The following is a 12186-nucleotide window of genomic DNA, read 5'->3' as shown; positions in this document are numbered from 1 at the left end:
ACTATTTTGCAAAGTGCGGTTTCGCAAATACATCATGCTTGATCGGGAAAATCTTCTGCATGGCATCGGCGAAGATGGCTCCCATACGGCGTTGGATATAGGCATCGGTACCATTTTCGGGATGCCATCCGTACGTTACGCCGTCGATGGTTTGTTTATCGCCGGTAAAGAGCAAGCTCACCTGTTCGCCCGTGACCGGATGCACGGTATTTTTCGAGAAGCCGATAAACTGATCGAATTCCACCACGGGAAAGCCCCATTTTGCAGCTAACTTCCGGACGGAAGTATTGAAAGTCACACGTGCATCGTGCCAATCAGTACAAAGCACGACGACCGCCGGCTTACCGTATTTCGTATTGTAATATTTCGAGCCTTCGTCGAATTTCAGATTATAGCATTCCGCCATGTAGCGTTTGATCACATAGTCGTACGCTGCGGCATAGTTACTGCGGTCGAACGGCGTTTGATAATCGGTATATTTATCGCTCAACTGCGATTCATCAAACACATCTTTGTCATGTACCTGCATGATAACCAGCGCATCGATTTCTTCCAGCTCCGCCTTTGTATAAAGCGTACCTTTAACCATCCGGTTGGCCGCGTCGGCAATCGCTTCGCCTCCGATAGCCCTATTGACGGGTTTCGCCCCCAGAATATCGCAGCCCACCTCAAACCAACCATTGTTTGGGGAAGCAAAGGACGCTCCGGTAAGTAAAAAAGTATACGACTCGTTACTTGCTTTGTGCTGAGCGGACACGATAGCCGGAAAGATAAGCAAGACCAATAAAAAAAGAGGTATTCGTTTCATTTTGTTATTTATTTTATTTATGATTCGTAAGTTATTTCGTCTGAAAGTTTGCAGTTTACAGTCACTTCTAACTCCTAACCTCCTAACTGTCCTTAGTTCTTAATTTGTAATTTGTAATTTGTAATTTCTAATTTGTAATTCGTAATTTGTAATTCGTAATTTGTAATCTATAGCTCCTTAAAGTCCCTTGCGAAACTTGAGTCAATTATATTTTTATCCGCACTTCGATGCGCCGCAATTACGGCACTTCAAGCAACCCTCTTCATACACCAGCGCTTCCTGGCCGCACACAGGGCACTTTTGCCCTTTCGCTTCCGTATCATTGGGAAGGTATTTTTTGAGAGCGCGTTCCACGCCATTCTTCCAGGTATTGATGGTTTCGTTGTCGAGTTCCAGTCCCGATACCAGTTTGATAACCTGATCAATCGGCATTCCATATCGCAGCACTCCCGAAATAAGTTTGGCGTAATTCCAGTACTCCGGATTAAACTTGCTGTCGAGCCCTTCAATGGTTATCTTATAGCCCCGGCGGTTTTTAAACTGAAAGTCATAATGCTTATGTCCGTCTTTATCATAGGCTTTGATAATCTTACCGGTCGAAATATTCTTAGGAATCATAATGCCGTCATCCTCATCATTGATACCGGTAAAGATTTCATACGGGCGTCCGTTCAGCAAGCCGATAAAAGCGATCCATTTCTCTTTATTATTTTGGAACTTAATCACATCGGCTTTCAATTCCGCCGGGCGCGAAGAGACTATCGGAGGCCTTTCAAAACAGTCATCGTCTTTCTTATCCTCCTTTTTATCGTTGGAAATAAGTACTCCGGCACGCGATCCGTCGCGATAAACCGTACAACCTTTGCACCCGGAGCGCCAGGCTTCCATATATAATTCGCCGACAAGCTCCTCCGTGACATCATGGGGTAAATTAATGGTCACACTGATCGAGTGGTCAACCCATTTCTGAACACGCCCCTGCATGCGTACCTTTTGCAGCCAATCGACATCGTTCGAAGTCGCTTTATAATAAGGAGATTTCGCCACCAACTCATCCAACTCCTCATTCGAATAAATTTTTGTAGTGGAATATCCGCTAGCTTCCATCCAAGTAACGAATTTGTGATGAAACACCACATATTCCTCCCACGAATCACCGTTTTCATCGACAAAATCAATGCGTGCGTCTTTATCACTCGGATTGACTTTACGGCGGCGTTTATATACCGGCATAAACACCGGTTCAATACCCGAAGTGGTTTGCGACATCAGGCTGGTCGTTCCGGTGGGAGCAATGGTCAGACAGGCGATATTGCGCCTTCCGTATTTCACCATATCTTTATAAAGCTGCTCATCAGCCTCTTTCAACCGGTTGATAAAAGGATTATTCTTCTCCCTTTCGGCATCGTATATTTCAAAAGCGCCGCGCTCTTTGGCAAGGATAGTCGACGAAGCATAAGCATTCAGCGCGACCGCCTTATGCACTTTTTCGGAAAAATCGCTTCCTTCTTCCGAGCCGTAACGAATTCCCAACGCCCCCAACATATCGCCTTCGGCCGTTATTCCGACACCCGTCCGGCGTCCTTGTAAGGTTTTCTTCCGTATCTTTTCCCACAAATGGCGCTCAGACGATTTCACCTCTTCCGATTCGGGATCGCTATTGATCTTATCCAGTATTTTATTGATTTTCTCCGATTCCAAATCGATGATATCATCCATGATCCGTTGCGCTAAACGGACATGCTTGGCAAATAAGTCGAAATCGAAATACGCCTCTTTCTTAAACGGATTTACGACATAGGAATACAAATTGATGGCCAACAGACGGCAACTGTCGTAAGGACACAAAGGTATTTCGCCGCAGGGATTCGTCGATACCGTTTTAAAACCCAGGTCGGCATAACAGTCGGGAACAGACTCGCGAATGATTGTATCCCAAAAGAGCACGCCCGGCTCTGCCGACTGCCAGGCATTATGAACAATTTTGCGCCACAACGCTCCGGCATCGATATTTTTGGAATATTTCGGGTCATTGGAATCGATCGGATATTTTTGTTCATACACGTTACCGTCTTGTACGGCTTGCATGAATTCATCATCGATTTTCACCGAGATATTGGCTCCGGTAACCTTTCCCTGTTCCAGTTTTGCATCGATAAAATCTTCCGAATCGGGATGTTTGATGGAAACACTTAGCATGAGCGCTCCCCGACGGCCGTCTTGCGCCACTTCGCGCGTAGAATTGGAATACCGCTCCATAAACGGCACCAATCCGGTGGAAGTGAGCGCCGAGTTTTTTACCGGCGACCCTTTCGGGCGGATATGCGACAAGTCGTGCCCTACCCCGCCGCGGCGTTTCATCAGTTGCACTTGCTCCTCATCGATACGGATAATCGCGCCGTAAGAGTCGGCATTACCATCCATCCCGATAACGAAACAATTGGACAACGAAGCCACCTGAAATTCATTTCCGATGCCGGTCATGGGGCTTCCCTGCGGAATAATATACTTAAACTGATCGAAAAGGTCGAAAAGTTGTTTCTCGCTCAAAGGATTGGCGTAATTCTGCTCAATCCTGGCAATTTCTTTAGCCAACCGCCAATGCATATCCTCCGGCGTTTTTTCATAAATCACGCCTTGGCTATCTTTCAAGGCATACTTGCTGACCCACACTTTGGCCGCAAGCTCATCGCCCTTAAAGTATTTCAATGAAGCTTCATAAGCTTCATCGAACGTGTACATGTATGTTCCTTTTTTCATCCTTCCGTTTTGATTAATAATTGATGAATATATTGTTATTTAATTGACTCAGGCATTGTCAAAAAATACCTTATTATACTTTTTCCGACCGAACAATTTTTATTTTTCCAATAAAGATTGTTTGGGAGTACAATATTAGGAAAAGTTTTCCTCAATTCAACAATAAGTTCAGAACATTTTATCAAACTGTGGAAAAGTTTTCCACACATCCATCGTAATAGAATGATTATAAGGGAACAATAAATATGATAGATAAAAAGAATTTGCCAAATCGAAAATTTATCACTATAAATCAAGGAGTAAAAATATCCAAATCAACTAGCTCACAGCCAACTTCCACACAAAAAAATCACCCGGCAAGAAACACTTACCGAGCGATCTTTTGTCCCTTTGTCCCTCCGTCTCTCTGTCTCTTTCTCCCTCCGTCTCTTTCTCCCTCCGTCTCTTTGTCTCTTTGTCCCTCTATCTCCCTGTCACTTTTTGACTGTTCCCATAAACAGAACAGCGCCCGTGGAATTTTCACGGATAACATACAGGAAAGGTTTGTCGGCATTGAAGACAACTTTCTGTACAGGAGGAGCGGCAGCCAATTCCATGCCCACAACAGTCACCGCCGCAGCTTCCGTGCCTTCTTCATCTGTACCGATATAGGTATCTTGTTTTACAAAAGAAATATTAGCATCCTGATCCGACATGCGGCTGAAATCGGCAGCATTGCTAAAAGCGATTCCCAGGCCCATTTTATCTATCAAGATATCATTTAACCGTTTGCTGTACTCGGTTTTAAACTTGGGAAGCGATAGCTCGACTTCGGCATTGTGTAAACCGGACGTAAAGTGAGCCCAATAGCCCTCCTCCTGCAATACGGTTACCACATCCTGCAACTGCTTTCCTTCCTGTGGAAGCAGTACCAACATACTGAACGCCTGGTTCCCATAAGGAAGCTGAACCGCCTGCACCGTTTCGTCGGCCGTGTAATTGAATTCGGCAGTCTGATGCATCATATCCACCTCTTTCCCCGTACCGTCTTCCTGCGTAAAAAGTTTTTTAGAGGTATTTTTCGCATCGAACTTCGATATCCAAATCCCTTTAAAATAGATTGCATTGAGCAGATACATCAAATCCTCACGCTGGGTTTTGTCCAAAACCGATTGAATCAGTCTGTTCGTGTTATCCGACGCCCATCGATTGATACGATCTTTGGTTTTGACATCGCTAAAATCCACCGCCTGCACTTCGGCATCGTAATACTTCTTGTTTACATCGATAAACGCGGATTTAATCGACACAAACTGATTCGTCCAAATCGAATTGGCGATCGAAAGTTTGGTGGACGGATCGGTCTTCAGTAACGCATCCTTCATCTTTTGGTAATACGCATTCAGTTCCTCGTCGGAATAAGCGTCCATTTTGAGCGTTTCCTGCATGGCCTTTTTCGTTTCACCGTCGGCGCCATTCCAGGTCATCGCCAACGCCATACTCAAACTGAAAGGCGAAACCATAAAATTCGCATCTTTATCGGCCCGTTCTTCGTCGAACACATGGGCAAAGAACTCAAAAGCGAACTGTTGGTCCGACTGCACCATTTCTTTTTCCGCCCCCCTCAACTCTATTTGAATAGGAGCCGGTAAATCCGCTTCCCTTTCATTCCCGGTATTCTTATCGCAGGAGGCAGCCATGGTGATAAGCGGAAACATCATCAGTAATAATTTCGATTGAATTTTCATCGGTCTTTTCTTTTTATAATTTTATCAGCGACTCTATCCTATTGATGAAACTGCTTGTTAAAAAGTTGCATGAAAGATAAAAAATAGTGGAAAGATTGTACGCTCCATCGGGGATACGGCCCCAAACGGCGGCCCCGGTTATCGGTACGGCGGCCAAAGTCTCTCCTACGGCGCCTAAAGTGACACGTACGGCGACAAAAGACCTTCATACAGCGGACAAAATCGCCAATACAGCGGCTAAAGCCGTGTGTACAGTGACAAAAGTTCCACATACAGCGACCGAAGACACACGTGCAGCGACCAAAGTCGCTTGTACGGCGGGCAAAGTCGTTTCGACCTGCCAATATGTCACACTCGCATCGGTGAAAGTCGTTCTGCATCCGTCCGAAGTCGTTCCTCCAATCCGGAAAGTCCTTCTTCCTGTTTCCGAAATCGACCTTGCAACGGCCCAACTCAATCTCGCATCGACCAAACTCAGTCTAACGACGACCAAACTCAGTCTGACAGTATCCTAAATCGATCTGACAAGGGACAAATGAACTATCTCCAAAATTAGACAACAAACTTTTTGGGGCACTGCACTGTTATCCTCTTCCTTTAATAATATCTCTCTGGAAAAACACTATCAAGCCCTACGAATAGCACACCGTTCGACTCAGAAAACCAAATTTTATTTTCTCTCGACAACCATCCGAGAGACAAATAAATCCACGAATCCTTATAACTTGTTTGTTCCCCTATCTGACGAATAGCCATCGGCCCCTTTGAATCAAGCAATTGCCATATCACACCGGCGCACCTACCTATATCATCTGCGTTCATCTATTTATTATTTTTATTAACCTTGAGTTTTTCTATAACTAACGATTGCCAGAAAATTGAATACGACTATAAATCCGAAAATACGATATAATTGGGGCAATATATCATGAATTCCGCTCCCTTTCATATAGACTAATCGCACAATTTCCACAAAATAACGCACGGGATTAAAAATAGTTACTCGTTGCGCCCATTCGGGCATGCTGCTGATCGGAGTAAATAATCCGCTAAGCAAAATGAAGATAATCAGGAAAAAAATCAACACCAGCATCGCCTGCTGTTGGGTTTGTGCAAAATTCGAAATCATAAGCCCGAATCCGGTAAAAGCCAAGAGATAAAAAAAAGCAAAAAGATAAATATTCAAAATATTCCCGACAGGAAAAAGTCCATAAATCAGCCATCCGATAAAAATACCGATGGTGAGATTTATCAATCCTAACAGCCAAAAAGGGATGAGTTTACCCAAAATAAACATCGATTTGGAAACCGGAGTTACATTCATTTGTTCAATCGTTCCGATTTCTTTTTCTCTTACGATATTCAATGCTGATAACATTCCCCCCATCATTGTCACCAAGATGACGAGAATGCCGGGAACCATATAATTTTGGTAGCGCATCGCGTCGTTATATCGATAGTGTGGTTTAATATTGATGAAAGCTCCCGTTCGATTGCCGGCTTCAACCTCTATTTGTGTGTTATAGGCAAGGATAATTTGAGATAGGTACGACATTCCCAGCCCCGCTTTCTGCCCATCTACGGCATCGATCACCAACATCATTTTCAATGGTTGCCGATTGACATAGTCCTTTTCGAAAGCCGGAGGAATGATTAAAATCAGGTTAGCGTGTCCGGTTTCTATCCGGCGCAAAGCGTGATCATAATCCGGCTCATGGCTTGTCAGCTTAAAATAACCCGAAGATAAAATTTTTTCGATCAAACGCCTGGAGTAAGAACTGTGGTCGCCGTCAACGATACACAAAGAAATATTTTTCTGCTCGAAAGTAGCCGCCCAAGGAAGAACGGCCAATTCAAAAACAGGGATAAGAACGATAATAGCCAACAAAAACCGGTTTCGCAAGATTTGCAAAAACTCTTTTTTAAGCAGGAATTTCAGCGCTTTCATAATCTGTTTTTGAATTTTTTGATGCTGACAAAAAACAACAAAAAGCACATAGATAGAAGAATGAAGAAATCCAATACAATCGCCTTAAACCCTAATCCTTTGATCATGATATCCCGCAACCCGTCGATATACCAACGTGCAGGTACAATATAAGAAAAGGCTTGCAAAGGAATCGGCATGCTTTCAACCGGAAATATCAAATTCGATAAAAGCATGGAAGGGAGCATCAATCCTATGCCGGAAAGAACCATAGCTTCTTGCTGGGTTTCGGCTACGGTGGATATGAGCAACCCCAATGCAAGGGCGGAAAGCGTATACACAAGCGAAAGAAGCACAATCAATGCAATATTGCCGGCAATGGGAATTCCTAAAATAAAATAAGCGACCAATAAGCTCAGCGCAACATCCGTCAATGAAATAAAAAGATAAGGAACCGCCTTAGCCAGAATAATAAGTGCCGGGCGTAAAGGGGAAACCAATAGAATTTCCATCGTCCCGAGTTCTTTTTCTTTAGCAATTGAGATGGAAGTCATATACGCACATATCAGCATCATAATTAGCCCTATCATCCCGGGTACAATTTGATACATTCCTTTCATCTGAGGATTGTACAGCATTTTTGTCTCTATCTGAATAAGATCGGGGGCACTCGCCCTCCCGATGAGTTCTTTTTGGTATTGCGCCGCAATCAACTGGACATAACTTACTAATGTGGAACCTTCATTGGGATCGGAGGCATCGACGACTAACTGGATATCAACCGCTTCCCGATACGGCACATTATCACCGAAATCGGCCGGAAGAATAAGGGCTAATTTACATTCGCCTCTGTGAAAAGCTGTTTCTAGATCACTTTCCGAAGACAGGGCATTTACCAGAGTAAAATAAGCATTTCCATCCATCTTGGCAATAAATTTTGACGAAGCAGCGCTCCTTGACTGATCGAAGACCACAAAAGGAGTATTCCGGATTTCCGTAGATATGGCAAAACCGAGAATCAATAAAAGTAAAATGGGAAGGATGATCATGATAGTAAGAGTCAACGGATCCCTGACAATATGAAACATCTCTTTTCGTATAAAACTGATAAATTGTTTCACTGAACTTGATTTTTAGATTTTCCGGCCAGAATTTGAAAGACTTCATCCATCGTTCCGGCACCAAAGTTGTTTTTCAGCCGTTCGGGGGTATCCAAAACTTTGATGCTTCCATCCACCATAATGGATATCCTGTTGCAGTATTCGGCTTCATCCATGTAGTGAGTCGTCACGAAAAAGGTAATTCCCCTGTCCGATGCACGGTAAATCATCTCCCAAAAAATCCGTCGGCTCATCGGATCGACACCGGCCGTCGGCTCATCCAGAAAAACAACTTTCGGAGAATGAAAAGTAGACACCGCAAAAGCCACTTTTTGCCTTATTCCCAAAGGAAGAGAGCCTACTAATGAACGCCGTTCTTTTGTCAACCCCAAGTCCTTGATAATCTCTTCGGTTTTCTTATTTATCTGTTTCCTGTTCATTCCGTAAATTCCCCCGAACAACTCCATATTTTCCACAGGGCTTAAATCTTCATATAAAGAGAATTTTTGACTCATGTAGCCGATATTCTTTTTCACGTCTTCCGCTTTTTTACTCACATCATATCCGACTACCGATCCTTTACCGGAAGTGGGCGCCAATAATCCGCACAACATCCTGATTACGGTTGTTTTTCCCGCTCCGTTTGCTCCCAAAAATCCAAAAATTTCACCTTCTGCGACTTCAAATGAAACATGATCCACCGCCGTAAAAGATCCAAAAGTTTTCGTCAAATTATGCACTTCAATCACTTTCATTTTTCATTAATTGGATGAAACAATCTTCAATAGTCGGTTCTACTTCTTCCAATTCTATTCCGGGAAAATCGATCCTCCGGTCATTTTCTTTAAATACCAAACGCACTTGATCACCTGAAATATAGGATAGTAATATATTATCCTGTTCTTTTACGGTCTCGAGCAGACGGTAATTGTTGGAGGCTTTTGCTTTATAAAGACGGAACGGATAATTTGCTATGACCTGTGCCGGGGTATCTACCTGCATGATTTTTCCCGCTTGAATCAATGCGATCCGGTCGCACAATGCCGCCTCATCCATATAAGGAGTAGATACCATAATGGTGATGTTTTGCTCTTTCAATGCTCTAAGCATTTGCCAAAATTCCTTTCGCGAAACGGGGTCGACGCCTGTTGTCGGTTCATCTAAAAAAAGTATATAGGGCTTATGTATCAAAGCGCAACATAGCGCTAACTTTTGTTTCATTCCTCCCGAAAGTTTTCCCGCCCGGCGATTTTTGAAAGGCGCAAGCTGTCCGTATATAGGCGAGATCATATCGTAATTTGCAGCAATGGTCGTATTAAAAACATCGGCAAAGAATTTTAAATTTTCTTCAACTGTCAAATCCTGATATAAAGAAAACCGTCCGGGCATATATCCTATATACATTCTTATTTTGCGAAAATCTTTCACCACATCCATTCCGTCAATCGATGCATTCCCCAAGTCTGCCAATAGTAAAGTAGTCAGGATACGGAATAGCGAGGTTTTGCCTGCGCCATCGGGGCCGATTAAACCGAACAATTCACCTTTATTAATCTGTAAACTGATATCTTGTAACGCCGTAACGGGAGTCCTGCCTTCATACGATTTTGAAACATGATGAATGGATATAATTGATTTCATATTCAGTAAGTCATTTAAAATCCACATCGCCATACATTCCGGTTTTAATAGAACCATCGGTATTGTCTACCGCTATTTTCACCGCATAGACCAAGTGTTGCCTCTCATCTTGCGTTTGAATTGTTTTAGGAGTAAATTCGGCTTTATCCGAAATCCAAGCGACCGTTCCCTCATATTCATTTTGCTTTCCGCCGATATCATTGATATACACAATGGCTTTCTGTCCGATCGTCACATTCTCCAATTGTGCAGCAACTATATAAGCACGCAGGAAAAGATGTCGGGTATCGGCTATTTTTAAGAGCGGAGTTCCCTGCGCCGCTACTTCCGAAACTTGTTTGTATTTATTGAGGATGATTCCATTCATCGGGCTAATGATACGACTTTTTGCGATTAGATCCTGTACCTGTGCTATTTGAGCTTCAAGCACCTCGCTTTCGCCACTCAACCCGTCGGTTGACGTGGAAATTTGATTGGTTTGCGCCGCAAGCGTCCGCTGCAAAACCTTTAGTTGTGTGTCCATATCATCAAGTTGCTTTTGAGTAGCAGCGCCGTCTTTCACCAGATTTTCCACTCGTTTTTTTTCCCTTGCCGCTTGGGCAATCTGTTCTTTCGCAGCAGCAATCTGTTGCGCGATATTCGGCTTACGGGCATTGATGGCTTTTATTTTTGCAGCAAGTTGCCGTTTTTGCAAGTGAAGTTGCATCGTATCGATATACCCGAGATATTGATCTTTTGCTACCGTCTGCCCTTCCCCAGAGTTAAGCTCTATGATTTGCCCGGCGGCCAATGCCGAAACAATTATTTCGGTGGTTTCGAAGGTGCCGGATGCATCGTGTTTCAACTGATTGCTATTGCACGCGTTAAATAAAAACAAACTTCCTATAATATAAATAGAGATATGCTTCATCATTTTATCTGTTACGGTCTTTTACTTTTCGGCACCTTGAATATGTTTGTAGTTTTGGATGCTCATTAGATACTGAATTTCATGAAGCGACCTGATTTGACGAGCCTGATTTTCGGATGTGATATCTCGTAACAAATCCGTCAGACGATAGATCCCGTTTTTATATTTACTTTCGCCGACTTGTTTTATCCGGTTTCTTAACGCGATTATTTCATCGTCTTTCTTTACCATTTCCTTCAACTTCCGGATTTCACCATACTGTTTAACCAGCTCTAGCCCGGTATTGAACAAGAATGTCTCCCGTTGAACATCCAGCATTTCTTTCTTCTCTTGAATCGTCTGAAGTTCATTCTTTTTCGAATAAAGGTTACTTAAATTCCAGGTTAACCTTATCCCTCCGACGGCATAAAAATTAAATTTATTTTCAAGGATATTCAATCCCGGGCGTCCATACCCTCCTTGAGCGAACAACCCAATATTCGGTCTGTTTTTAGACAACACAACCTGATATTGCCTTTTGTAAAGGGTGTTGTTCAAATCGAAAGAACGCAATTCGGGACGAGATAAAACGCCTTGCGTAACGGGTTCCTCAGACGGTTTAATGAATTTCGTGTCGTTTTCTATATTTGTATGGATAAGCAATTCGAGTATATGAGTCATACTTTGACGGATAGATTTTTGTTCCATCCTGTTTTGTTCAAGGTTGAGCACTTCTACATCCACCAAATCAAGATCGGTTTGCGTGGCCAGTCCGTTTGTGATATGAGACTGCACCGTTTTTCTATTTTCTTCTAACTCATTTTTAACCAAATCAAGGACTTTAAGCTGCTCGTCTAATGCGAGTATGCCGAAAAAAAGTTTGTCAACCTGTGCTTTCACGGCATAAAGAGACAGCTTGATTTCCTGACGCTGCACATCGTTTACGGCTTTTGCGATATTTTTTTGGGAAGCTATCCTTCCGCCGTCCCAAATTATTTGTATTGCCTCGAGGTTCGCACGGTATTGATCTTTATTTAAAGTTGGGAACTCGAAAACAGAAGCCAATTCGGAGGGCAAGTCCAGTGAGATTTCGGTAACATCGCTTTGATAAGAAACTTGTGCGCCTAAAGAGATTTGCGGTAAATAACTTTTGCCGATAGTGCTCAGCGTTTTCTGTTCAATTTTATCAATCAACCCATATTGTTGGATAAGCGGATAGTTTTTTACGGCAAGTTGACGACAAGTATCGAGGGTCAGAACAGATTGTGCTCTGAGCGGAAACGGCAGACAAACGAGCCATAAGAATGAAACAATCAGAAAAAAATCCTTCATAT

The 12186-nt window shown here is 43.1% G+C and carries 11 protein-coding genes; 1 reads left to right on the top strand and 10 read right to left on the bottom strand.

Annotated elements, in window-relative coordinates; genetic code table 11:
* Nucleotide 1: 1 nt before the first annotated feature.
* From ABNK31_RS04655 to ABNK31_RS04645, 3 genes are all read right to left on the bottom strand, one after another.
* The gene (locus ABNK31_RS04655) at nt 2-808 is read right to left on the bottom strand and encodes a DUF5040 domain-containing protein (RefSeq protein WP_418894548.1); all 807 of its coding nucleotides are present in this window, start codon (nt 806-808) and stop codon (nt 2-4) included.
* A 213-nt stretch (nt 809-1021) separates the two neighbouring features.
* Entirely contained in the window at nt 1022-3568 is a 2547-nt protein-coding gene (locus ABNK31_RS04650; RefSeq protein WP_418894547.1) for an adenosylcobalamin-dependent ribonucleoside-diphosphate reductase, read from the bottom strand.
* A gap of 473 nt (nt 3569-4041) precedes the next feature.
* The gene (locus tag ABNK31_RS04645) at nt 4042-5295 is read right to left on the bottom strand and encodes a serpin family protein (RefSeq protein ID WP_418894546.1); all 1254 of its coding nucleotides are present in this window, start codon (nt 5293-5295) and stop codon (nt 4042-4044) included.
* Between the two features lie 86 nt (nt 5296-5381).
* On the opposite strand from ABNK31_RS04645, the gene ABNK31_RS04640 reads away from it, so the two are divergent.
* Nucleotides 5382-5810, top strand: coding sequence for a hypothetical protein (locus ABNK31_RS04640; protein WP_418894545.1), 429 nt, complete (start codon nt 5382-5384; stop codon nt 5808-5810).
* 82 nt (nt 5811-5892) lie between these two features.
* On the opposite strand, the gene ABNK31_RS04635 is transcribed toward ABNK31_RS04640, so the two are convergent.
* The 7 genes from ABNK31_RS04635 to ABNK31_RS04605 are packed head-to-tail and all read right to left on the bottom strand — an operon-like array spanning nt 5893 to nt 12184.
* Nucleotides 5893-6117 carry a winged helix-turn-helix domain-containing protein gene (locus ABNK31_RS04635; RefSeq protein ID WP_418894544.1) on the bottom strand — a complete coding sequence of 75 codons (225 nt, stop codon included), beginning with the start codon at nt 6115-6117 and terminating at the stop codon, nt 5893-5895.
* Nucleotides 6118-6133: 16 nt separating this feature from the next.
* Nucleotides 6134-7243 (bottom strand): ABC transporter permease, encoded by a 1110-nt coding sequence (locus tag ABNK31_RS04630; protein ID WP_418894543.1) that lies wholly within the window; start codon nt 7241-7243, stop codon nt 6134-6136.
* On the bottom strand, nt 7240-8343 hold the full coding sequence (locus ABNK31_RS04625; protein WP_418894542.1) for an ABC transporter permease: 1104 nt from the start codon (nt 8341-8343) through the stop codon (nt 7240-7242). Before ABNK31_RS04625 ends, ABNK31_RS04630 begins: the two co-directional genes overlap by 4 nt.
* Nucleotides 8340-9077, bottom strand: a complete 738-nt coding sequence (locus tag ABNK31_RS04620) for an ABC transporter ATP-binding protein (protein WP_418894541.1) — start codon at nt 9075-9077, stop codon at nt 8340-8342. Before ABNK31_RS04620 ends, ABNK31_RS04625 begins: the two co-directional genes overlap by 4 nt.
* Nucleotides 9064-9963: an ABC transporter ATP-binding protein gene (locus ABNK31_RS04615; RefSeq protein WP_418894540.1), complete on the bottom strand. Its 900-nt coding sequence runs from the start codon at nt 9961-9963 to the stop codon at nt 9064-9066. The genes ABNK31_RS04620 and ABNK31_RS04615 overlap by 14 nt, the downstream gene beginning before the upstream one ends.
* 10 nt (nt 9964-9973) lie before the next feature.
* The gene (locus ABNK31_RS04610) at nt 9974-10876 is read right to left on the bottom strand and encodes an HlyD family secretion protein (RefSeq protein WP_418894539.1); all 903 of its coding nucleotides are present in this window, start codon (nt 10874-10876) and stop codon (nt 9974-9976) included.
* 18 nt (nt 10877-10894) lie between these two features.
* Complete coding sequence (locus tag ABNK31_RS04605) at nt 10895-12184, bottom strand: TolC family protein (protein WP_321579437.1); 1290 nt, start codon at nt 12182-12184, stop codon at nt 10895-10897.
* Nucleotides 12185-12186 lie beyond the last annotated feature (2 nt).

Source organism: Limibacterium fermenti, assembly GCF_041902845.1.
Taxonomy (GTDB): Bacteria; Bacteroidota; Bacteroidia; order Bacteroidales; family Dysgonomonadaceae; genus Limibacterium; species Limibacterium fermenti.
This window is presented reverse-complemented; position numbering and strand designations above follow the sequence as displayed.